The sequence below is a fragment of the Paenibacillus sp. 01T47 genome (assembly GCF_056398245.1).
Window position 1 is genome coordinate 1 of the sequence record NZ_JBFTPA010000040.1, and the last position, 22,220, is coordinate 22,220.

Below are 22,220 nucleotides of genomic sequence, written 5' to 3' on the forward strand. Positions count from 1 at the left end.
GGTTCGGGGTGGAAGCACAGCAATGTGTGTAGCTGACGAATACTAATCGGTCGAGGGCTTATCCTAAACACGTTTACTGTGACCCATACATCCAGTAGACAGCAGCATAAAGGCTTCAGCAAGCCTAATCTTTCGTATCCAGTTTTCAATGTGCAAAACGCACAATGAAGCAAGACTCCCACTCGCAGTGGGTTTTAGTGTTTCCATGGAGGATTAGCTCAGCTGGGAGAGCATCTGCCTTACAAGCAGAGGGTCGGCGGTTCGATCCCGTCATCCTCCACCATTACTTTTTTAACATGCCATTGTTCCTTGTGAACAATGTTTTTTTATTTTCAGAACAGCTTTTCACTGGAGATACGTTAATTTCATATGAACGAATATAAAAAGGGTTGCCCTCTATCCTGGGAAATGGATAGTAGGCAGCCCTATTTTGCGTACAAGGGGCGTAACTCAGCTGATCAGTTACAGGATTGAAGAATCATTGATGCCTAGTGCTGTATTACAACGTCCACAGCCGGGTATGGACGCCTAGAAACAGGGAAGCTGGACCTGTTGTTCAAAAGCGCTACGGTTGCTCCCACAGCCGAATGGAGACGGCATGAAACGAGTCCTAAACAGGGGTTAAAAGAAAAATTTTACAATATAATAATTTTCATTGAAATTACTTTAGCGCTAAACTATAATAGTTAAGTTCTAAAGTAAATATATAAGGAGTGGAACAAACAGATGAACCAAGCAGAAGGCATGAAAGTGCGTTTTTGGCCAGTAATGACTGCTATTTTTATCGGGTCCTTTTTATGCGTATTGGCTTCGGCTACGATAAATTTGGCGCTCGAAATTTTGAAGGACCATTTTGATACGACTCTGGGCTCCGTTCAGTGGACGTTAACTGGCTTTATGCTCGCAATGGGAACTACAGCTCCAATTGCTGGTTATTTAGGGGAGAGATTCAGCTATAGACGACTATACTTATTCTCATTAATTGGGTTTACCTTAACGTCAATATTGTGTGCATCGGCTTGGAGCGAAGGCTCGCTCATTTTGTTCCGTGTACTGCAAGGGGCATTCAGTGGTTTAATTATACCGGCAACAATGTCGATCATTTATCAAATCATTCCAAAAGATAGACAGGCGATGGCAATCGCATTTTGGGGACTATCTGCAATGCTGGCTCCTGCATTTGGACCTACAATCAGCGGCTGGATATTGGAGAACATGAATTGGCACTGGCTGTTTCTGATGAACGTGCCAATCGGCCTGATCGCAATCGGCTGCGTATATGCATACATTCCTTATTATCGGATGAACGTTCCGAAGAGCTTCGACTTGCTAGGTTTCCTAACGGTTATCATGAGCAGCTCATCCTTGCTGCTTGCACTGGGGCAAGGCCATAACTGGGGCTGGAGCTCATGGAAAATTGTTTCATTGTTCGTAATCGGCGGCATTTCACTGATACTATTTATATGGCGAGAGCTGCGGGCTGAAACGCCACTGCTTAATCTACGCGTATTCAAAAATGGTCGTTTTACGCTTAATGCCATTATCGCTAATATTATAACAATCAGCTTGTATTCCGGAACATTGCTCACACCCGTATTTCTTCAAAGAATACAGCATGTATCCGCGATGGATACGGGCATGATTTTATTGCCGGCTTCCCTGGCAATGGCACTGCTTATGCCCGTTGTCGGCAAGCTGTACGGCATCATTGGTCCGCGCTGGCTTATGTCTAGCGGTATTGTGCTGCTGACAATCGGTACGCTGGCGTTAAGCTGGCTAAGTCTTGATGTATCGCATGCCTACATCATCTGGTGGATGATCGTTCGTAACATCGGGATCGCACTTGTCGTAATGCCATCAAGCAACGCCGCAATGGAGCAAATCCCAGCGGAGCTGTCGGGGCATGCTTCTGCGATAACGAACTGGACGCGTAACGTGTTTGGCTCATTCGCGATTGCTATCTTTACAACGATGCTTGCATCAAGGTCGATTACACATGCTACCGACTTCATGAAGGCTGGCGATGTTGATAAGCTGCACATTGAAATGATGTCCTTCACGATGAGCATTAACGATGTATATGTTGTTGCTACGTTGGTAGCAGTCGTCGCATTGCCGCTTAGTTTATTCGTGGGCAAGGCGAAGCGTAAGGATGACATCAAGGACAACGTGGTAAAAGAAAAAACAATAACAAAACCAGTACCATCCCCAGTTTCTGCCAAATAATAAGTATTGCGTCGAAAGAGCTGTTATAAAAGCCCTTTCGACGTTTTTTTTATAAAATTGTTCTTTATTAAGAACCGACTCGGTGTTATATTATAAATGTTCACAGTATGACACTTCACAATAATAGGTTTATTTTATAGACACGGGGGTAAAGGCAATGATAAACAAAAGTAGCTTGAGCGGGGACACCATTCCGTATATGTTGCAAAAAAGAGCAGCAGATTATCCTCATGATGTGGCATACAGTTACCCAGCTGCTGATCAGCATTATACATGGCTAATGATTTGGGAAGAGGTGCGCTTGCTGGCGAAAAGCTTTATTCAACTAGGGGTTAAAAAAGGCGACTCCATCGTAATCATTATGCCTGGCAGGGCGGAAATGATTATTTCGATGTTTGCAGCGGCCTGCGTTGGCGCTATCATTGTTCCGCTTAATACATACTCTAAGAAACAAGAGCTTGAGCATTATTTAAAAGATTCTCGCCCTGCAGCCATCATTATGGGAGCTCAAGGACAGCATGTCCATTATCCAACGATCATGCAGGAAATAATAGTGGATTTACATAAAGAGGGAGTAGATCAGAATTGGTTCCCGAAGCATATTTTTGTACTGGAGGAAGAGGGGAAAGCAAACGAGCTATTTCAGCCCTATTCAGATTTACGGCTGCTTGGCGCAGCTATAGATGAACAGTTGTTTTTAACCGCCTGTGATATGAATGTCTCAAGTGATCCGCTTATTCTGCTTTATACATCGGGGACGCTGGGCCTTCCCAAAGGGGTATTGCGTTCCACGGCTTCCTTCTTATTGGCTGTTGAAAATGCGGGTAAACCAAAGAAAAGCATTGCCATGCTTATGAAAATCAGTGATCGCTTTACTCGTCATTTCTCGGTTATGAATTTATTGCCGCTTTATCATCTAGGAGGATTTGGTACATTATTTGCAAGCTTAAAAACATACAATATTCGGTTGGTCATGCTCAGCCACTTTAATCCCATAAATGCTCTGTCAGCGGTGGAGAAGGAAAAGTGTAAAGTCCTTATAGGTACGCCATATATGATTCAACAAATGGTACTTTCTCCAAAAAGAGAGGATTACAATTTGAAATCACTGCTAGGGGTAGCATTTACTTCAGCAGCAGTTAACAATACGATATTGCAAAAAATAATGAAAGGCTTGAACCTCTACTTTTTTATGGTAAGCTATGGCTCTTCGGAAGCAGGTGCAGTCGCTAATGGGACTTGTTTCGTGAATCGGAGGCAAAATATTATTTTATATTTGCTTTATAAGCTGCTGAGGCACTTAAATCTTTTAAACGGACTCATTCAATATAAGGAATTCGAAAAGGGGTCATACAGCATTGGGGGAAGAGTGGATAAGGTTGTAGAGGTGAAAATATTAAATCCGGAGACGGGAGAGGCGCTGCCGCCGCATGAGCATGGCGAGATTGCGATTCGAAGTCATCGGGTTATGCGTTACACAAGCGAGACTAACGATAGGGCTAGTATGACGGCAGATGGGTGGTATCGATCCGGAGATTTAGGGTTTCTGGATGAGCGGAAACATTTAACGATTACAGGCAGGCTTCACAGAACGATTATTAGAGGCGGAGAAAAAATTTCTCCGGTAGAAATTGAGAATGTGCTGCTGCGACATAAAGATGTGGAGGATGCATTCGTCATAGGTGTCCCGGATGAGCTTTATGGTGAGCAAGTTTGCGCTTGTATTGTAGCGAAGCAGGGAGCGACTCTAAGCGATAGTGTGCTGAAAAATGATTTGGCTCCATATTTATCGACGTTTAAGCTGCCGCGTTATTATGTGTTTTTGCCTGTATTCCCTCTCTCACCGACGGGTAAAATTTCAGTGGCTGAAATTAAATCGTTGGTTCTGAATGGGACAGGGGAGCTGAGAAGAAATGCGTAAATACTATCCAGGGATAACGTTATTCAAGCTGGCGGGTTCCTTGCTTGTGCTTGTAGCGCATCTTATGCTTTTACGCTATATGGCTTTAATGCCGGGGCAAGCGATTGTCCAGTTTTCTGGTCTTGCTACAAGAATAGTTGTGCCATGTTTCTATGTTGTAGCAGGTTTTCTTGCCTATAAAGGCTGGAGCCATGCAGCAAATCCAAGGCTTTATATTCAAAAATATTTGCTGCGTATTGGAATCGTATATTGCTTATTTTGTTGTCTGTTTGTTGCAGAGAGCATCGCTCCTAAGCTGATTAGCGACGGCTGGTCGGCAGGAAATCTCTTTATCCAAGCGAAGGTACTGTTTATCGCATTTTTCCTAAACGGACCATTCGTTCAATTTTGGTTTATCCCGCCGCTTGTGTTTGGTATATTAACGGCTTATTGGCTTATCCAAAAGCAATACATTCGCCTTGCTCTTATATTGACGCTGACTGGATTTGTTGGCATGCAGTTTGTTTCAGGAAGCTTAAAAACGTTATTCGGTATAACAGCTGAGAGCTTTCCCGCGATCGACCCTGCCTACATCGATTATTTGTATTTGTTTGCGACGAGATATATCGGCTTTGGCTTCACGTTCGTGGCTTTGGGTGTATTACTGGCAAAGTATGAGACATCGCTTATGCAAATAAAAGTAAAACCTATTCTGATTTTTGCATTGGGCTTAACGGTAGTGGAGACGCTGCTGCTGCTTCGATTTAGTGAATGGACAACAGATTATAAGCTGGCATTCAGTATGTTGCCGAATACACTGCTTCTTTTTTATGGAATGATTAAAATAGAGCTTCCAGCCGTTCAGACTTATCATAAAATAATCAGTTTGTTCAGCATCGTAACGTTTTTTGGTCATATCTTATTCATGCGGACCAATCTTTCTCTGCTAGGCTGGAGTGTTGACAGTATGAGTGTTTTGCAGGATTTCACACTGATGCTCATGACCTTATTGGAATGCATAGCTGTTACAATGCTGCTGCGTGCAAGCTCAAGAACGTTCTCTGCTCGGCAGACAAGAAATATGGCATCCTAAGATTAGGGCGTTTTGACCACTCCGCTATAATTTAGCCTATCATCCGTGTTTATTTCAATGTCATGGCGACCCAGCTCTTTTTTGCCCGCGAGGGCTGTTACTGAAACCGTAGCTGATTGACTAAGAGAATGTTCTTCGCCCTCTTCAAGAGGAGTCCAGTATACAATAGTACCGGATGTAGTTTTCATGCTTTTTCCTTTTTGAATGACCTTGGAGTCTGAAGGGGACCAAAGAAGAAGATTTCCTTCTGTAACGGTAATTGCAATGATGTCTGCTTCATCTGCAACGATGCGAATTGGAAAACCGGGTACACTGCTCATTAGCGGACTATATTTTCCTAGCGGAAGTTGAGTTTCAGGCTTCATCTCAATCGATGTGCCATCTGCGGCATAGGCCGTAATAACGAAACCGCCAAATGCTGTTTTTTTGTTCTCATGCTGCAATAAGGATGCTCCAAGCACAACCAAAAAAACAATTATACAAGCAGCGGCCGATAGGGCTGCTGTTTTTTTTATGGATAACGTTTTGCGTTTTCTCGCTGACTGCTGTTGTACGGAGTGAATCATCTGCTTCTTCATCTCATCGCCAGCCTGAATTTCCTTCATTCCGCTTATGTATCTATTCATTAGCGAATCCTCCAATCATGCTCCCTTTTAACATTTCACGAGCGCGCTTAAGCTGTGTTCTTACTGTGCTCTCGTTTCTGTTCAATAACTGGGCTATTTCTGCGGTGCTGTAATCTTCAAAATAATAGAGGTAAATGACGATCCGGTATTTTTGATCCAGCTCTAAGACGCGGGCAACAACTTCTCTGTTGTCTGAATGTTGGATCGGAATAGATGCATCACGAATGGGAGAAAAGAATCTTTTCCATGGACTGCGCAGCATATCCTTGCAAGCGTTAATCGTAACTCGAATAATCCACGCCTTCTCATGCTCGGCCAGCTCGAACGTCTTTTGCAGCTTAACAACTTTTATAAATACCTCTTGGCATACATCCTGAGCGTCTGCGTTGTTTTTAAGATAGGTGAAAGCAATACGCATTATCATATCCGCATAACGTTGAACAAGCTGGGTTAAATATTCATCTGAATACTCATTTGGCATGATCGTCGACTCCTTCACACCTAACACGATCAACCAAGGCAAAATGTTTCAAAACCATAAAAAAACCTGACCGCTGTCGGTCAGGTTTTTGTGAATAAAGTATTATTTGAAGAAACTGTTGAAAATCTTCACTACTGCATCCTGATCATGCGAGATGGACAGCATTACGTAGTTTCCGTTTCTAACAATTTTGTAGTTTTTAGCATCCTCATATTGATCCTGCAAATAGGTTTCAAACGTTTTTTGAATGTCTGCTGCGCGTGCCTCAAAAGCTTTAGCTACAGCATCGTAGCTTTTATCGGATTTCAACTTGACGATAGCGAGCTCAGTAGCTTTAACGTTCATCATCGCCTGCAAGTAGACGCCTTCGGTCACGAGACCATCAAAATCCGTTCCGAAAACATCCTTCAAACGCTCAGCTTCTACATTACCAAGCATCGGAAATTCAAGATCGGTCGTAATTTTTGTCGTGATATCCGAAACCTTAATGTCCGTAGAAGGCTTTACAGGAGGTTTAGGCGTTGCACTAGGTTTTTGTGTAGCACTCGGTTTTTGTGTTGGTTTGACTGTTGGTTTTTGCGTCGGTTTTTGTGTAGGCTTCGCTGTTGCAGCCGGTTTCTGTTCAGGTTTTGCACCTGATGGTTTTTCGGTCGGTTTTGCAGTAGCTGAAGGTTTTACGCCAGCTTCATTTTCCTTGCTTGTGTCAGTTGCAGTTGGTTTTTCAGTTGCTGCAGGTTCAGTTGTTGCCTGATCACTAGCAGGTTCTTCCGTAGCAGGTGGAGTTTCGGTTTCCGTTGGAGCTTCTGTTGCAGGAGGTACGGTGGGCTGTTCTGTAACCGCTGTCTCATTGCCTGATGCATTTTTTGCCGGTTCTTTCCCGGCATCGCTGCAGCCTGCAGCGAGCATCGATACTGTGAGTGCGAGTACAGCCATTTTGGATAACGATTTCTTCATATGTAGCATGTATGTCTCTCCTTAAAAAATAAAAGTCGAACACTAGACGACAGTGTTCGACAAAAGGTTGCACATTTACTTGTTATTGGTGATCGGAACTACTGAATCTCTTCACTATTTGTATCGTCTGCCTCATCTTCTTCGGGCGATTCTACAAGGCGGAAATCATCTGTTTTGCCGCCGTCCTCCCAGATTTCAACGAAGAGGGCATCGCAGTTGTCAAAGTCAGCTGCTTTGAGCGATAATGCTTTTTCCTCATCTGAGCCTACATACACATTTTCCAAACCATCCTCATTGAATGATTGAATAACATAAATTTTCATAAGGCAAACCTCCAGCATATTAATATTGTAGCAGTATACCATAAAAAGCCGGAGGTAAAACATTCGTTCTTTTAACTCGTTTTGAAGCGATTCACGTTATGCTGCAAATCCTCCGCCATTTTTGCAAGTGCACTAGAGGAGGCGGATATCTCTTCGATAGAGGATAGCTGCTCCTGCGTAGAGGCGATAACCTGCTCTGTACCTGCCGCGGAGTTTTGGGTCACCTCGGAAATCATTTTCATTGAACCGGTAATTTCGTCAACTCCAGCGGTTAGCTGCTGCACAGCCGAGGAAACCTTCACGGATTCATAAGCAACATCATTAACGGCATTTTGTATATATTCAAATGATTCTCCTGCTGTAGTAACAAGAGAAATACCTGACAACACTTCCTTGGTTACAGCTTCCATAGACTGAACAGCATTATGCATTTCAATCTGTATCGTAGAGATGAGCGACTCGATTTGCTTAGCTGATTGTGTCGATTGTACGGATAGCTTTCGCACCTCCGTTGCGACGACCTCAAAGCCGCGCCCATGCTCGCCAGCTCTTGCTGCCTCGATAGCAGCGTTCAGTGAGAGCAGATTGGTTTGTGTGGAGAGATCCGATATGACACCAACAATTTGGTTGATTTCATTTGATTGTCCATTAAGCTCCGCAATAACCGAAGCAAGCCCATTGACCGTATCATTTATTGAACCCATTTGCGCAACGGCTGTTTTAATCGATTCGTTCCCAAGGGTTGCCTTCTCTGACGCTTCGGAAGCTTTGGAAGAGACAGTATCTGTATTCTCAGCAATTTGCTGAAATCCAATCGACATATCATTAATCGTCTGATAGCTTTCGTTCACAAGCTTCACTTGCTGTTCAACGCCTGAGGCAACATCCTGTACAGTGACCGCGATTTGCTCCGTTGCAAGCGATGTTTGTTCGGCGCTTGCGCTTAGTTCTTCTGAGGATGCGGCTACTTGCTCCGCATTGGAATCAACTTGTTTAATCAAAGCTCTAAGATTATCGGACATCGTGTTAAACGAACTCGCAAGCATACCCGTTTCATCTTTATTTTTTATAATAATGGCTTTGCCTGTAAGATCCCCAGAAGCAATCTTCTCCGCAGCTTTTACGACTTGAATAATGGGTCTGGTGATGAGTCGGCCTATTAACAAAGCGATGGATATGCCAAGCACAAGAGCGATGATCCCGAGTGTAATGATGAAGCTGATGACTTCGTCCACTTGTTTGGATGCTTTCGCTGAGCCTATGTTCAGCTGCTCTTGTTGATAGGTTTCCATGTCCGTAAGAATTTTCTCAATCTTTGTTGTTATGGTGCGTCCCTGGTTCGCAAGAAGAGTGGTATACTCCTTCTCTTGATTCTCCTTTTTGAGACTGATAACCTTTTCAAGAAGCTGAAAATACTCATTTTCGATGAGATCGGCTTGCTTGAGTGAGTCAATCATTGTAGGAGTATAGAATGTAGATGCCAGCTGCTTGCTGATGTTCATATAATTTTCATGAGCAGCAGTTATTCCGTTTAGCGACGTTTGATCACCAAGCATGGCGTAAACTCGTATGGCAACCTGCTCTGATTTTACAGCTATGACCATGTTCTTAATATGCAGCATTTTTTGTGTTCGATCTTCAATTAATTCTGTATATGTACGATTAAGCGATGTGAGCTGAGTTAAATTAATGCTCAAAATCATAGTTAATAATATAAGGATAGCAATAAATCCTCCGAGCAGTTTTTTGCTAATCGTTAGGTTTCTCATAGGTAACCTCCAGTAAAATTCTTATAAAAGATGCGATGGGGTATTGGCAAGATGTGCAGGATTACTGTTGTAATGATCGCCTCCGAAAGAATATGAATGGTAAAATCTAGTGTGTATGTTCTATAAATTTGTAAGTTAGTATATCATATATACTTTCGACAATCTAGTTCGGTAGAACCACGCGAATAATAGGTATATATATTCACCAAGGGTAAGTATATGACTTGTTCAAGTTGAGAAATCAACTAGTCTCTTGTTTAAAGTTGCAAGCATTCAGCACTCGTTATTTCTTTTCGTGCAAATATGATAAAATTGTTTCAGTATCCGATTTATTGATATGGTTTTTCTGAAATATGGGGAGGGATAAAGTTGCAGCTGATTAATCAAGAAAAGGTGCAGCAGAGGATAGATAGCTTTAAAAATCAGGAACTTTTTATTCATCTTGAAATGACTACAGGTGCTTACGCTGCTCATCTCGACAGCTCAAAGCATCCAGCAGCCAATTTCCTTACGAATGTGGTGATTCGTTATTCTCACGGTTCGATTGCAGGGAGCGGGCCTTATCGGGTTGGCTTGAAAATGTCGCAAGGCTGGGTATACTCGGAGGGGCTTACCCACTGGGATGAAAACGAACCGGAGCGGCTGATTCTGGCAGGCCATGATGGGCAAGGAAAACTTGTCGTATCACTGCAATTAAGCAAGGAACCCTTCTGATGAGAGAGGAGATTAGAAATTCTGTGGGACAAAATAATATTTTAGTTATACTGCCACATCCGGATGATGAGGCTTTCTCCGTTTCGGGGACACTGGCTAAGCATATCCAAGATGGAGCTCATGTGACCTATGCTTGCTTGACACTTGGGGAAATGGGCCGAAATATGGGAATACCCCCGTTCGCCAATCGGGTCACTTTACCCGCTATACGCAAGCTTGAACTGGAGGAATCATGCCAAGCCATCGGCATACAAGATTTGAGAATGCTTGGTTTTCATGATAAAATGCTCGAATTTGAAGATCATGAGCAGTTGGATGGGCAAATAAAAGCTCTTATTCAGGAGCTGAATCCATCAATTGTGTACACTTTTTATCCAGGCTACAGCGTTCATCCCGACCACGATGCATGCGGGGCGTCCGTCATTAGGACAGTCGGCAGGCTGCCGCAAGCGGAGAGGCCAATTGTATATTGCGTAGCTTTTTCCAAAAACCATCAACAAGCGATTGGGAAACCTCAAATCGTGAATGATATTAAACCTTTTTTGCATCAAAAAATGGCTTCGATACAAGCACATCGTTCCCAGTTTCAAGCGGCCGAGTTAATGGGCAATAAAACCCTTCAGGATGCGGAAATACAAGAGCGCTTTGGAACGGAGCGTTTCTGGGTCTACCCATTCGCCTAATAAATATTCATAAATAAGATAAGCAGCTCTAAGGAATTGTCCTTAGAGCTTTTTTTTTCTGTTGGATCGGCAGCGATTTCATCAGAGCATGAAAGAGCTAGATAGTTTGAGTTACTCATCTAGCTAGAATGTGGATAAAAAACCAAGGTGGATCTAATGGAAAATCATTCGCTAATTATGGGCATTCCCATCCCTAAAATAACGATGGGTGAAACTGTCGATTTGATTGACGAAGTTATTAAAGAGAAAAAAAAGAGCTTTTCCACGTGGTGACGTTGAATCCAGAAATCAGTATGTCTTGTCAGCAAAATTTAGAGCTTCGTTCCATTATTAACGACGCGGCACACCTTACTGCTGATGGTGCAGGCATCGTCATGGTCTCTCGGTTAAAGGGGAATCCGCTGCCAGAACGTGTTACGGGATGCGATCTTCTTATTAACCTTTTGGAGATGGGAAACAAAAAATGCTGGTCGTTCTATCTTTTGGGCGCAAGTGAGTTGACGAGTAAAAAGGCTTCAGAAGTAATAAATATGAAATACCCAAACGTGTCTATTGTTGGAAGGCATCATGGTTTTTTTGAACCTAAGGATGACGTGAAAATTGTGAATGAAATTGCAAGCTTGAGTCCTGATGTTTTAGTCGTTGCCTTAGGTGCGCCTAAAGCTGAATTTTGGATTCATACGTTTAAAAATAGTCTCAATGCTAGGGTTGCTATAGGCGTTGGCGGGAGTCTGGATACGATTGCTGGAACCGTAAAACGAGCGCCTTTAATTTGGCAAAAGTTAAATTTGGAATGGCTTTACCGGTTAATAAAGCAGCCTTCTAGATGGAAGAGGCAATTAATTTTACCTCGCTTTGCAATGAAAGCATTGTTATTCAAAGATAGAAACGGATTATAATCATGGCTTAATATACACCTACGGAGGAAGATTAATTGGATCACATCATTCCGCATAAAATATTTACGGTTTGTTTAATTACGCATGGAAGAAAAGTATTGTTGATGAATCGTACACATGACGATTTCAGTGGATATATTGCACCTGGCGGCAGGGTAGAGTTTTTTGAAAGCCCTGTGGACGGGGCGATCCGTGAAGTGAAAGAAGAGACGGGTTTAACCGTAAGAAATTTAAAATATAAGGGACTTGCGGAATATATCAACCCGTTTAAGCCTGAAAGATATATGATATTTAATTACATCACTTCAGAATTTGAAGGCGATCTTCTGGCCGACCATAAAGAAGGGAAAGCCGAATGGATACATGTCAATGCGCTCGATTCAATCCCTATGCAAGATTCATTTAGAAGGCGAATACCGCTCTTTTTTGAGGATGGCGTATTTGAAATTCATACGCGATGGAAAGAAGATCGACAATATGATGAGTATATCAAAAGAACATAAATGAACATGTAAGGTTCGATTCCGTCCCGAGCCACCATAACTTCAAACAAAAAAGCCTTGCGGCTCTCGAAATGGATTCGAAAGCTGCAAGGCTGGATGATGCGATATATAAGAAATTATGATTGCTGTGAGATGGACAAGCCAAGTCCTTCAGCAATGCGTTGGCCAAAATCAGGGTCTGCTTTGAAGAAATGGCCAATCTGACGAAGCTTGATCTCATCTTTCTCAACGGGCTTCATAGCGCCGACGATCGTATCAATAAGGCGGGCACGTTCCTCTTCGCTGATAAGGCGATAAAGGTCGCCAGCTTGTGTGTAGTGGTCATGATGGTCAAAAGGAGCGCTGTCTGCATTTCCTGACACTTCGAACGGAGTTGGCTTGTTTTCCGGCGACTCTGTTGGTCCGCCGTAGCTGTTAGGCTCGTAATAAATCGATGCTCCTCCGTTGCCGTCTGCACGCATCTGGCCATCGCGCTGGTGATTGTTCACCGGAGCGACAGGGCGATTAATTGGCAGCTGATTATGATTGGCGCCAACACGGTAACGATGAGCGTCGGAGTAAGCAAAGAGACGTCCTTGGAGCATTTTATCCGGGGAAGCTTCAATACCTGGAACAAATGATCCTGGCGAGAATGTCGCTTGCTCCACCTCTGCAAAATAATTTTCTGGGTTGCGGTCAAGCACCATGCGACCGACCTCAATTAATGGATAATCCTTTTGAGACCAAACTTTCGTTACGTCAAACGGATCGAAGCGATATGTATTCGCATCCTCTTCAGGCATGATCTGCACATAAAGCTTCCACGCTGGAAAATCTCCACTTGCTATTGCATTAAATAAATCTTCGGTATGATAATCAGGATTTTCGCCAGCAATTTTGGCAGCTACCTCATTAGAGATGTTTTGAACACCTTGCTCTGTTTTGAAATGGTATTTCACCCATACCGCTTGGCCTTGGTCATTCACCCATTTGAAAGTGTGGCTTCCAAAACCATGCATATGTCTAAACGTAGCAGGAATCCCGCGGTCAGACATAAGAATCGTAACCTGATGCAGAGACTCAGGCGATAAGGACCAGAAATCCCATACCGCATTCGGGTTTTTTAAATGGGTTTGAGGATGACGCTTCTGAGTATGAATGAAGTCTGGAAATTTAATCGCATCACGAATAAAGAATACGGGTGTATTATTGCCGACAAGATCATAATTTCCTTCATCTGTATAAAATTTAACGGCGAAACCGCGTGGATCGCGCACCGTATCGGCAGAGCCGAGCTCGCCAGCTACGGTTGAAAAACGTATAAACATTGGAGTACGTTTTCCTACTTCGGACAAAAAGTTGGCTTTCGTATAAGACGTGACATCATGCGTAACTTGAAAGTAGCCATGTGCGCCTGCGCCTTTGGCATGGACAACGCGTTCTGGAACACGCTCTCTATTGAAATGCGCCAGCTTTTCAAGCAGATGAACATCCTGAATTAATGTGGGACCACGTGAGCCTGCTGTCATCGAGTTTTGGTTGTCTCCAACGGGAGCGCCAAAGCTAGTTGTGAGCTTGTTCTTCTCAGTACTCATAATAGATTCACCTCATTGATTTTGTATGATTACGCCTCATACCTTATGTTACCGTTTTATAGGAGGAAATCAATATCATTTTATAATCATTCTAAATAAAATTTTTCGTCAAATTGTGCATATCGTGCTAGGGATTTTGTCGCAGACTCGTGCATACGGCGCCGCAGGTGCTCGCCATCGATGACGCGAACCCGCTTTCCGAGGAAGCGAGTTTTGGATAGAACATATTCGCTGTCCTTGCTTGAAAAGTGTAATTGAATCGTATATTCGTTGGAGTCGGCAGCGTAACTGACTTCTTTCTCGAAGCAAGAAAAAGCATACAAAATGCGCGAGAGCTCCCCGTTGTATTCGGGAACAACAAGAATATTCGCACTCATGCTGCGTTTTTTCATTAAGCCTTGAACGATACCAATTAGCTGCTCGTAATATTCCGTTGGACAAACCTGCTCGCTGCTGCCCGTCACGTTATCAAGCTTCGTGCTCATCAGCGTTCGATGATTGATATGGTACCAGAGAAGATACCATTCCCGTTTGACCATCGAATATTCCAGCTTATAGGGAAGACCCCTTTGCTCCGTACAGGTGCGGTCTCCTTTAATTTTATAGCTTATATATAGTAGGCTTTTGTTAGTGATAGCTTGGCGAAGCGGACGAAGGTAAGAATGATAGACTTGCTTCTCTCTACTAGCTGCCTTATGCAGAAGCCCGCCAGTATCCAAGGATTGATCTTCTTCTAATATAGTGTTCATTTGAATAAGCGTTTCTGGAGACAAAGCAGCCGCAGCAGCGGGATGCTCAAGCATGGTCTTCAGCCAACTTCGCTCATGCGAAGTCATGATGAACGTACCGGAGCCTTCCAGCTTGGATAAAATCTGATAGTTGAATATTTTCTCAAAAGGATTCATAGTAGCTTTTTATCTCCTTCCATTCCTCAATCAGTTCCTGCCTCAGCTTCATGGGAGCAAGCACCTCGCAGCTTGAGCCAAAGCTCCTAATCCAAGGCTTGATTTCAATCGTTCCGTTCACCTCAATTTCATAGATGAAGGATTCTTCACTTTCTTCCAAAATAGTGCCCCATTGTCCTTGGAGCAGAACACGCTCCATCACGAAGCTTGGGATATGAGGTCCCGGATGAAAGAAGCGAACCCGCACTAGAACAGGCTTGCCCGTATCAATTAGCCAGCTATGTTTAATCCGCTGCTCCAGCTCATCTCTTTTGGACTCGAATAATGCCACGGGGGACGCTTCCTCTTCCGAAATTTGGGTTAAGCCTTCCATTCGGTATTTCTTAATGCCGTAGCGGGCGTGATGACCAAGAAGGTACCAGCGGCCATATTGATGATCGTAAACAACTTTTAGAGGGAGCAGCGTTTCCTGCTGTCCTTCGGTATCGCGCTCAAATAATGGATTCGTATTTTTGGATGTGTAGCTGGTTTCTTTTTTCGGCGAAAAATAGAGAAAGCTGACCGAGCGCCGATGACGTATCGCAGCAAGCAGAGTAAAGAGATGTGCTTCGTCCAAAATACGAGAGTAATAGTGGTACTTATATAAGAAGGGTTCAACCGAGCCGTAATCGACCTGATTCCGATTCATGTATTTCTTGACACCATCACGCAGCAAATAACCCTGTACGGAGGGGATTTGGGTATTTGCCATAACGTCTACAAAGTCATAAAGATCGAGCAGCTCATCGCGTGAGAGCTGCTGTACTAAATCATTGTATATCCGATAGCGAAAAGGGCGCGTTCCAGACTCTTTTTTGATGACGCCTACTTGCTCTAAATATTTCAAATCGCCTCGTATCGTTTTTTCGTCAGGCAGCGAAAGCTCCTCCGGCATGCTGCTGCAGCATAGATCGAGGAGCTCCATTGCAGTGAATGACTTCTCGTGCATAGCAGCAAGCAATAAGGAGAGGCGCTGACTCTCTGATTCTTTTAGAGATTTGGCGCGAAATAGAAACAGAAGCATCGGTTCCGAAGAATCAAGATAGCTGTAACGAATGGTTTCGGCAAACTCCTTGCCTTTATCCTCAGGCAGCTGTTGGTAAACGCTATTCACAACCTCTTTCAGACGTTTGATCGTTTTATCGAAGGTATGGATGGAGATGCCCAGCCTGTCCGCATACTGCTGGCGATTATATGCACCGCTCGTAAGAACGAGCATCCGCAAAAACTGGATCTCTTTATCAAAGCTTTCTTTTGCCATTTATGTATTCCTCCGATCATAAGCGCTCTTCTTTTCTATCTTAACAGGAAGAGCGCAAATTTGAACAAAAAGGAAAATTTTCCTCCATCGTAATACTTTCACCATGTTCACGGTCTCCAAAATCAGGCAATATAAAGCTCATAAGAAGCGAGCAAGCCAACGAGTTATGACACGTATAGCTTGAAGCACGGGAGGTATTACGATGATAATGCAGCATAAGAGACATGGAGGCAATCATCATGAAATGGAGCTTGAGCATGGCTCACTCCACGTATTTGCGAATGAAGATGTGCTCCAAGCCTTTGGGGACAAAGTATATGAAATGGCAAACAACAATTTGCAAATTCCTCGAAATCAATATATGAGCTATACTCCTGATGCCCACGTTGGCATTGGAACCTGCATTGGGACGACTGCGGTCTGGAATATGAAAAATGGCTGTGTATCTCCCTCTATTGTCGGCTCTGATATCGGCTGTGGGATGCGCGTTCATACAACATCACTTCATAAGCGTGAGCTTGCTGACAAAAATATTCGTAGAGCATTGATCGCTGCAATCGAGAAATACGTACCGACTAACGAGCGTAAGAACTCGAACTACGACGATATCGATGTTATGAGTGTGGTACAGCATGGCTTGAAGGGTCTGCCTGAGAAATATGTGCCAAATGAGCAATGGCTGACGCATGTGGAGCAATCCCAGTTCGGCTTCGACCATACCTATTTAAATCAACTGCCTCCGAAAATTATGAAATATGCGCGTGGGCAGCTCGGATCGCTCGGCAGTGGCAATCACTTCATTGAAATTCAGTATTTGGAGATAAATGAGGAATACGCAAATGTGGCGGCAAAATGGGGCTTGTTCGACGGTCAGGTTGTCGTCATGATTCACTCTGGCTCCAGATCATGGGGCGGAATGGTTGGACGCGAACACAATAAGGTTATTAAGGAAGCGATGAATCAGTGGGGAGTTAGCAATCCAGACCCTAATCTGATCTATGCCCCGATTGCGAGTCAGGAAGGTCAGACCTACTTGAACCTGATGTATTCTGCACTCAACTTCGCCGTAAGCAACCGTCATATGATTGCATTCGGTGTCCGTGAAGCTTTTCAGGAAGTGTTCGGAGCAAGTACAGAAATGCCGGTTCTCTATGATCTGATGCATAACTACGCGCTCATGGAGTTTCACCGCAACCAGCCGATGCTCGTCCATCGCAAAGGGGCAACGCGTGCGCTTCCGCCGGGACATTTTCTAAATACGCCGGTGTACAAGGAGACGGGACATCCCGCGCTCATCCCAGGCTCTATGGGAACTTCCTCTTATATTATGGTAGGCAAGGAAGAGGGACTCAAAAACTTCTATTCTATTTGCCATGGAGCGGGGCGGGCGAGATCGCGAAAAGCTACGAAAGAAATGGTGACGGTTGATCAGTTTGAACAATCGCTGAAGGTTGGGACGGATGATGAAATACTCGTCAACCATGCTTCCTTGCAGGCCATTCTCGATGAATGCCCACAGGCATATAAAGACGTAGATCAGATCATCGACAGCGTTGTTGGCGCTTCTTTAGCTGCCGTGGTAGCCAAATGCAAGCCGATGGCTGCTATAAAAGGCACCTAGCTTTTATTAAATCGCTATTAAAGATAACTTCAATAATAGATGAGGTTCATGTACGAATGGCGTACCTTGGCTGGGATTTCTAAAAATCCCGCAGTGCATGCGCATACTATGCGCTTGTATACTGTATCGCTCATATCGTCTTAATCTCCCACAGGATAGAGTGGACTTAATCCCTCTATTGTCAATCGCCTAATCCGCGAAAAGCTCTTCGGAGCACTCTGACTCCCTCCAAAGGAGAACTAATGTTGTAGATCTGATCTTAAGCAGGAGCACTCAGACGATGCCTCGGCACAATCACTGCAGCAAAACCTATGCAATCGGTGGATACCGATTGGAGCCAGCTGCCTCTTATAGCAGAGTAAGACATAGAACGAGCACAGATGGAAAGTGAATCCGAGCTCGACTATCGACAACGAAGCTGTAAAGCTGCTCTGCTCCCTTCTCAAGCCGGATTCCGGTCTAGCCGCAGGAGCGCTCCTGTTCCAAAGATCAACCAAACCGTGTAAAGAGGTGTTAAATCATGTTTAAAAAAGTGATTATCAAGAACGATGAACGAGGTCTGCTTTTCAAAAAAGGCAGTTACATAAAGCTTTTGCAGCCGGGCGTATATCGCCATACATCATTTTCTGACGATACCGTTATTTTGCAAAATATTGCGAAGCGTTTCGCTGTTCCAAATATGGAGTTGAAGCTATTTCTCCACGATGAGCTGCTTGCCGAGCAGCTGACGATAGCTGATGTGCAGGATTATGAGTATGTACTGCATTTTGAGGATGGCAAATTTGCCGCATTGCTGACGCCAGGGCTTTATGGCTTCTGGAATGTAATGAAAAAACATTCATTTATCCGTATAGACATTCGGAATCCAGAACTGACATCAGAAATCGATAGATCACTGCTGTCGAGGCTGCAAAGCTTTATGCAAGTGTTCGAGGTGGCAAGCTATGAAACGGGGTTGTTATTTTTTAATAACGTTTTGCAACGCGAGCTTCGTCCGGGAAAATATTATTTCTGGAAAGGACCAACGAGTGTGCAGGTGAAGACGGTTGATCTGCGCCAGCTTCAGCTGGACATGACTGGACAAGAGATCATGACGGAGGACAAGGTGACGCTGCGGCTGAACTTTGTGTGCCAGTACAAGGTTGTTGACCCGCTAAAAGCATTTCAGATTAAGTCGTTCGAGGAGCAGGTATACATTTTGCTGCAGCTTATTTTGCGCGAATATGTCGGTACTCTAAAGCTGGACGATCTGCTGCGCATGAAGCAAGAAATCGCAAATTTTGTACTTACACGTCTGAATGAGCAGAAAGAGCATTACGGTGTACAGTTCGTTTCGGCGGGCCTCAAAGATATTATTTTGCCGGGTGATATTAAGGACATTCTTAATACGGTACTGCTTGCTGAGAAGAAGGCGCAAGCCAATCTCATTACACGAAGAGAGGAAACAGCGTCTACTAGAAGCCTGCTAAATACCGCTAAGCTAATGGATGAGAACGGCACACTCTATCGTCTGAAAGAGCTTGAGTTTCTTGAGAAAATTTGCGAAAAAATCGGGACTATCTCGCTCACTGGCGGCGGTAATTTACTGGAGCAGCTTAATTCGCTGTTAAGTGTAAAAGGTATGGATAAATCATGATAGATTTTGAATAAGCCTCGTAGATCGCTTGATGATCTGTGAGGCTTTTATTTAGGTTTGAATCCGTAATTTATAGGTTGAGTTTACATTTTGTGATGAAATTAGTAACAGATTTGTTTGATTCCATCTTCGATTTTTGTTATCTTTGAACCTGCATGTCTTTTGAGTGTACCACTCATAATTCATAGAAGAGCATGAAATACATCTACGAGTTAGGAGATTATTATGACAACAAAGCAAGATAAAGCACAGGAAAAATTATGGCCGCCGCTTACCTATCCACTGTCTTATGCGGATGCGCTAAGCACATTATCGAAGCAGCAATTAACTAGAATACGTACGAATTTGGATATTAGCAACCTAAGCTCGCTCAATAAGCAGGGGCTTGTGGAGAAGCTTTCAGAGCTGATACCAGACAATCTACAAATGGCAACTCGTTGCTTTGATCATAATAGATTGAAGCTTGTTCAGAAAATAGTGAAAAACGAAGGTATTTGGGACAAGCCGTTTCTTGAATTGCAGCAGTATGCTTATTTCCTAGAGCGTGGTATTTTATTTCCGGGAACGGTAGATGGCAAGCGTGTTGTGATGATGCCAGCCGAACTGGTGGAATTCATTAAAGCGGGGGACCTCTTAAAGGAAACGCCCATTCTTAATCGAAACACGGAATGGATACGGTTAACGCAGGGCCTACTCTATTATTATGGAACATTGACGATAGATCAGTTGAAATCATTTGTAATCTCAGAGGATGATCATCCTCTTGCTCAATATGATATTATGAACGTTTTGTTTGCTGCCCAAGATTACTATGAGCAATTTTTCATTGAAGAGAGTGGCTACATATCAGACTATCGGGTAGTAGATTCTGAGGCTATTGTGAAAGAAAGAGACCTTAGACATGATCTGGATTTTTGTCCATTTACGAAGCAGCAGCTTTTGAAAGCTGGAGAAGCAGAATATGTGGAGAGAAACAGCCACTATATGAATCTAGTCCGTTTTGTACTAGAGCGTTATGAGATTGACCGTGAAGAAGCTGATTTGATGGCTGAGGAATGTACAGATGCTGCGAGAAACGGAGATTCTTTAGCTTCTGTTATTGAGCTGGCGCAGAACTTTATTGAAATTCCTAATTCGGAGACAATGAGGAATATTACCGATTTGCTCGTTCCATTAATGAACAGCACGAAGCAATGGGCCATCAAAGGTTATTCCCCAGAAGAGCTAGCGGAGAAACGTGCAAACGTGAGCATGGTGCTGAATAATGCACCTAAGCCAGCTGCTCAAGCGGAAGTAATCGATATGCAATCGAAGAAAAAAGTCGGTCGTAATGAACCTTGTTCTTGCGGAAGCGGGAAAAAGTTCAAAAAGTGCTGCGGTTAATAGTAGAATCAGATAAGGCATAATCGAACTTGGAGGCGTACAGGATGAGACAAAGCCAGCAAGGTCTTTATTTAAGAAGCGTTAAGCTCCTTCGGGAGACAGTACCCTCCTTCGATTCTTATCCGTTTGATTTAAGTGCTATCCGGAGTTTAGATGAGCTGGAGTTCCATCCGAAAGTAACATACATCGTTGGGGAAAATGGAATGGGCAAGTCTACGCTGATGGAAGCGATCGCGATTGGACTCGGATTCAATCCAGAAGGCGGAACGATTAACTTTAATTTTTCTACAGAAGCTACGCATTCAGAACTTCATCAGCATTTGAGGCTTGTACGCAGCGTAAACAAACCAAGGGATGGGTTCTTTTTTCGAGCGGAGAGCTATTATAATTTGGCGACTAATATTGACCAAATGGACCGTGAGCTTGGCAGTGGACCACGCATTATTGATTCATATGGCGGGAAGTCGCTCCATCAGCAATCGCATGGTGAATCCTTTTTTGCAACGTTCCTCCACCGCTTTAACGGTAATGGTCTCTATATGATGGATGAGCCGGAGGCTGCACTTTCTCCTTTCCGCCAAATGGCGATGCTTGCACGAATTAATCAGCTCGTAGGGAAGCACTCACAATTTATTATTGCAACACATTCTCCGATTCTAATGGCTTATCCGGATGCAGTGATTTATAATTTGACTGCTGAAGGGATTGAGCGTACCGCTCTCGAGGAAACCGATCATTATATGCTTATGAAGAGGTTCATTAACAATAGGGAAAGAATGCTGGATGAGCTTTTCTTGGAGGAAGACTAATATAAAAAGGAGCTGTTATACATGTCATTAGAAATTGAACGCAAGTTTTTGCTGCCGGCGTTTCCAACCGCATTAATAGAAGAAAATGATTTGTTGGTGCTCTCCGAGCAAAGAATAGAACAAACGTATTTGGCTATCGACGACAATCAGGAGCTTCGTGTTCGGAGAATTGTTGATCTGGCGAGCGGCGAGGTTTCATTCACACATACCTTTAAGCTAGGCAACGGTCTATCACGTGAGGAAATTGAATATTCGATTTCGAACAGTATTTATGAACAGGTAGTAAACGCTTTTGGTTTCATACCATTGACGAAAAACAGAGTGACTGCAAAATGGAACGACCGAATCATTGAGATTGATACCTATGACCAAATCGAGCTTTCGGTGCTTGAGGTTGAGTTTGACTCCGAAGCATCTGCCAATGCTTTCATAGCACCAGCATGGTTTGGCAAGGATATTAGCTCAGAGCGTCAGTACAGCAACAAGAAAGTTTGGCGTGAACTGCAGCGTAAAGGAACGGAATAAAGATGGTTTTATGATAGAAATGAAGTTTTTTCAAAAAAGTTTATTTAAACGCTTGACCATTTAGGCATGTACATGGTATATTCTATTTCTGGCCGAGAGACACACGCGGTCAACAAGCAAAACAAGCAAGACAAACGATAGAAAAGTTTGCTCTTTGAAAACTGAACAACGAGTAATAACTGCCTCGCAAATCCTTCGGGATAAGCGAAAAAAGCGATAAAAAAGTAATGAGCATTTCAAACACCAATTTGGAGAGTTTGATCCTGGCTCAGGACGAACGCTGGCGGCGTGCCTAA

20 protein-coding genes and 1 tRNA gene are annotated in these 22,220 nt (G+C 43.6%); 13 read left to right on the plus strand and 8 right to left on the minus strand.

Annotation, left to right across the window (positions count from 1 at the left end):
- Positions 1 to 207 precede the first annotated feature (207 nt).
- The 4 genes from AC1DOV_RS33570 to AC1DOV_RS33585 all read left to right on the plus strand — a co-directional run bounded on the left by AC1DOV_RS33570 (position 208) and on the right by AC1DOV_RS33585 (position 5,219).
- Positions 208 to 283: transfer RNA gene (locus AC1DOV_RS33570), tRNA-Val, on the plus strand.
- 443 nt (positions 284 to 726) lie between these two features.
- On the plus strand, positions 727 to 2,226 hold the full coding sequence (locus AC1DOV_RS33575) for a DHA2 family efflux MFS transporter permease subunit (protein ID WP_477552051.1): 1,500 nt from the start codon (positions 727 to 729) through the stop codon (positions 2,224 to 2,226).
- 157 nt (positions 2,227 to 2,383) lie between these two features.
- Positions 2,384 to 4,147 carry a class I adenylate-forming enzyme family protein gene (locus AC1DOV_RS33580; RefSeq protein WP_477552052.1) on the plus strand — a complete coding sequence of 588 codons (1,764 nt, stop codon included), beginning with the start codon at positions 2,384 to 2,386 and terminating at the stop codon, positions 4,145 to 4,147.
- Entirely contained in the window at positions 4,140 to 5,219 is a 1,080-nt protein-coding gene (locus tag AC1DOV_RS33585; protein WP_477552053.1) for a hypothetical protein, read from the plus strand. Before AC1DOV_RS33580 ends, AC1DOV_RS33585 begins: the two co-directional genes overlap by 8 nt.
- Before the next feature lie 2 nt (positions 5,220 to 5,221).
- Here the strand turns inward: AC1DOV_RS33585 and AC1DOV_RS33590 are convergent, their stop codons facing one another.
- The 5 genes from AC1DOV_RS33590 to AC1DOV_RS33610 all read right to left on the minus strand — a co-directional run bounded on the left by AC1DOV_RS33590 (position 5,222) and on the right by AC1DOV_RS33610 (position 9,372).
- Positions 5,222 to 5,845, minus strand: coding sequence for a hypothetical protein (locus tag AC1DOV_RS33590; RefSeq protein ID WP_477552054.1), 624 nt, complete (start codon positions 5,843 to 5,845; stop codon positions 5,222 to 5,224).
- Complete coding sequence (locus AC1DOV_RS33595; protein ID WP_477552055.1) at positions 5,838 to 6,326, minus strand: sigma-70 family RNA polymerase sigma factor; 489 nt, start codon at positions 6,324 to 6,326, stop codon at positions 5,838 to 5,840. Before AC1DOV_RS33595 ends, AC1DOV_RS33590 begins: the two co-directional genes overlap by 8 nt.
- A gap of 102 nt (positions 6,327 to 6,428) precedes the next feature.
- On the minus strand, positions 6,429 to 7,289 hold the full coding sequence (locus AC1DOV_RS33600; RefSeq protein ID WP_477552056.1) for a DUF4358 domain-containing protein: 861 nt from the start codon (positions 7,287 to 7,289) through the stop codon (positions 6,429 to 6,431).
- 89 nt (positions 7,290 to 7,378) lie between these two features.
- The gene (locus AC1DOV_RS33605) at positions 7,379 to 7,603 is read right to left on the minus strand and encodes a hypothetical protein (RefSeq protein ID WP_076271786.1); all 225 of its coding nucleotides are present in this window, start codon (positions 7,601 to 7,603) and stop codon (positions 7,379 to 7,381) included.
- 71 nt (positions 7,604 to 7,674) lie between these two features.
- Positions 7,675 to 9,372, minus strand: a complete 1,698-nt coding sequence (locus tag AC1DOV_RS33610; RefSeq protein WP_477552057.1) for a methyl-accepting chemotaxis protein — start codon at positions 9,370 to 9,372, stop codon at positions 7,675 to 7,677.
- Positions 9,373 to 9,741: 369 nt separating this feature from the next.
- Between AC1DOV_RS33610 and AC1DOV_RS33615 the strand changes: the two genes are divergently transcribed.
- The 4 genes from AC1DOV_RS33615 to AC1DOV_RS33630 all read left to right on the plus strand — a co-directional run bounded on the left by AC1DOV_RS33615 (position 9,742) and on the right by AC1DOV_RS33630 (position 12,171).
- Positions 9,742 to 10,086 carry a YojF family protein gene (locus tag AC1DOV_RS33615; protein WP_076271788.1) on the plus strand — a complete coding sequence of 115 codons (345 nt, stop codon included), beginning with the start codon at positions 9,742 to 9,744 and terminating at the stop codon, positions 10,084 to 10,086.
- Positions 10,086 to 10,769 (plus strand): bacillithiol biosynthesis deacetylase BshB2, encoded by a 684-nt coding sequence (gene bshB2 / locus AC1DOV_RS33620; protein ID WP_477552058.1) that lies wholly within the window; start codon positions 10,086 to 10,088, stop codon positions 10,767 to 10,769. The genes AC1DOV_RS33615 and bshB2 overlap by 1 nt, the downstream gene beginning before the upstream one ends.
- 275 nt (positions 10,770 to 11,044) lie before the next feature.
- Positions 11,045 to 11,668, plus strand: a complete 624-nt coding sequence (locus AC1DOV_RS33625) for a WecB/TagA/CpsF family glycosyltransferase (RefSeq protein WP_477552059.1) — start codon at positions 11,045 to 11,047, stop codon at positions 11,666 to 11,668.
- 35 nt (positions 11,669 to 11,703) lie between these two features.
- Positions 11,704 to 12,171: an NUDIX domain-containing protein gene (locus tag AC1DOV_RS33630; protein WP_477552060.1), complete on the plus strand. Its 468-nt coding sequence runs from the start codon at positions 11,704 to 11,706 to the stop codon at positions 12,169 to 12,171.
- 116 nt (positions 12,172 to 12,287) lie between these two features.
- On the opposite strand, the gene katA is transcribed toward AC1DOV_RS33630, so the two are convergent.
- From katA to AC1DOV_RS33645, 3 genes are all read right to left on the minus strand, one after another.
- Entirely contained in the window at positions 12,288 to 13,745 is a 1,458-nt protein-coding gene (katA, locus tag AC1DOV_RS33635; RefSeq protein WP_076271792.1) for a catalase KatA, read from the minus strand.
- 86 nt (positions 13,746 to 13,831) lie between these two features.
- Positions 13,832 to 14,650 carry a WYL domain-containing protein gene (locus tag AC1DOV_RS33640; protein WP_477552061.1) on the minus strand — a complete coding sequence of 273 codons (819 nt, stop codon included), beginning with the start codon at positions 14,648 to 14,650 and terminating at the stop codon, positions 13,832 to 13,834.
- The gene (locus tag AC1DOV_RS33645; RefSeq protein WP_441886838.1) at positions 14,637 to 15,950 is read right to left on the minus strand and encodes a helix-turn-helix transcriptional regulator; all 1,314 of its coding nucleotides are present in this window, start codon (positions 15,948 to 15,950) and stop codon (positions 14,637 to 14,639) included. Before AC1DOV_RS33645 ends, AC1DOV_RS33640 begins: the two co-directional genes overlap by 14 nt.
- Before the next feature lie 202 nt (positions 15,951 to 16,152).
- Here AC1DOV_RS33645 and AC1DOV_RS33650 point away from each other — a divergent pair, with 202 nt between their 5' ends.
- The 5 genes from AC1DOV_RS33650 (at position 16,153) to AC1DOV_RS33670 (ending at position 21,924) form a co-directional block, all read left to right on the plus strand.
- The gene (locus tag AC1DOV_RS33650) at positions 16,153 to 17,571 is read left to right on the plus strand and encodes an RtcB family protein (protein WP_477552062.1); all 1,419 of its coding nucleotides are present in this window, start codon (positions 16,153 to 16,155) and stop codon (positions 17,569 to 17,571) included.
- Between the two features lie 520 nt (positions 17,572 to 18,091).
- A complete protein-coding gene (locus AC1DOV_RS33655) occupies positions 18,092 to 19,207 on the plus strand; it encodes a slipin family protein (protein WP_477552063.1) in 1,116 nt (371 codons plus the stop codon).
- 225 nt (positions 19,208 to 19,432) lie between these two features.
- Complete coding sequence (locus AC1DOV_RS33660) at positions 19,433 to 20,590, plus strand: YecA family protein (RefSeq protein ID WP_441886829.1); 1,158 nt, start codon at positions 19,433 to 19,435, stop codon at positions 20,588 to 20,590.
- A gap of 44 nt (positions 20,591 to 20,634) precedes the next feature.
- A complete protein-coding gene (locus AC1DOV_RS33665) occupies positions 20,635 to 21,399 on the plus strand; it encodes an AAA family ATPase (RefSeq protein WP_339207115.1) in 765 nt (254 codons plus the stop codon).
- Positions 21,400 to 21,420: 21 nt separating this feature from the next.
- Complete coding sequence (locus AC1DOV_RS33670; RefSeq protein WP_339207116.1) at positions 21,421 to 21,924, plus strand: CYTH domain-containing protein; 504 nt, start codon at positions 21,421 to 21,423, stop codon at positions 21,922 to 21,924.
- Positions 21,925 to 22,220: the final 296 nt, after the last annotated feature.

What these genes read in the sequence shown, in the direction of transcription:
- AC1DOV_RS33600 (WP_477552056.1), bottom strand. Translation starts at nt 7,289, where the DNA reads ATGCTACATATGAAGAAATCGTTATCCAAAATGGCTGTACTCGCACTC.
- AC1DOV_RS33665 (WP_339207115.1), top strand. Translation starts at nt 20,635, where the DNA reads ATGAGACAAAGCCAGCAAGGTCTTTATTTAAGAAGCGTTAAGCTCCTT.
- AC1DOV_RS33670 (WP_339207116.1), top strand. Translation starts at nt 21,421, where the DNA reads ATGTCATTAGAAATTGAACGCAAGTTTTTGCTGCCGGCGTTTCCAACC.
- AC1DOV_RS33590 (WP_477552054.1), bottom strand. Translation starts at nt 5,845, where the DNA reads ATGAATAGATACATAAGCGGAATGAAGGAAATTCAGGCTGGCGATGAG.
- AC1DOV_RS33655 (WP_477552063.1), top strand. Translation starts at nt 18,092, where the DNA reads ATGTTTAAAAAAGTGATTATCAAGAACGATGAACGAGGTCTGCTTTTC.
- AC1DOV_RS33660 (WP_441886829.1), top strand. Translation starts at nt 19,433, where the DNA reads ATGACAACAAAGCAAGATAAAGCACAGGAAAAATTATGGCCGCCGCTT.
- AC1DOV_RS33605 (WP_076271786.1), bottom strand. Translation starts at nt 7,603, where the DNA reads ATGAAAATTTATGTTATTCAATCATTCAATGAGGATGGTTTGGAAAAT.
- AC1DOV_RS33585 (WP_477552053.1), top strand. Translation starts at nt 4,140, where the DNA reads ATGCGTAAATACTATCCAGGGATAACGTTATTCAAGCTGGCGGGTTCC.
- AC1DOV_RS33580 (WP_477552052.1), top strand. Translation starts at nt 2,384, where the DNA reads ATGATAAACAAAAGTAGCTTGAGCGGGGACACCATTCCGTATATGTTG.
- AC1DOV_RS33640 (WP_477552061.1), bottom strand. Translation starts at nt 14,650, where the DNA reads ATGAATCCTTTTGAGAAAATATTCAACTATCAGATTTTATCCAAGCTG.
- bshB2 (WP_477552058.1), top strand. Translation starts at nt 10,086, where the DNA reads ATGAGAGAGGAGATTAGAAATTCTGTGGGACAAAATAATATTTTAGTT.
- AC1DOV_RS33575 (WP_477552051.1), top strand. Translation starts at nt 727, where the DNA reads ATGAACCAAGCAGAAGGCATGAAAGTGCGTTTTTGGCCAGTAATGACT.
- katA (WP_076271792.1), bottom strand. Translation starts at nt 13,745, where the DNA reads ATGAGTACTGAGAAGAACAAGCTCACAACTAGCTTTGGCGCTCCCGTT.
- AC1DOV_RS33595 (WP_477552055.1), bottom strand. Translation starts at nt 6,326, where the DNA reads ATGCCAAATGAGTATTCAGATGAATATTTAACCCAGCTTGTTCAACGT.
- AC1DOV_RS33645 (WP_441886838.1), bottom strand. Translation starts at nt 15,950, where the DNA reads ATGGCAAAAGAAAGCTTTGATAAAGAGATCCAGTTTTTGCGGATGCTC.
- AC1DOV_RS33650 (WP_477552062.1), top strand. Translation starts at nt 16,153, where the DNA reads ATGATAATGCAGCATAAGAGACATGGAGGCAATCATCATGAAATGGAG.
- AC1DOV_RS33610 (WP_477552057.1), bottom strand. Translation starts at nt 9,372, where the DNA reads ATGAGAAACCTAACGATTAGCAAAAAACTGCTCGGAGGATTTATTGCT.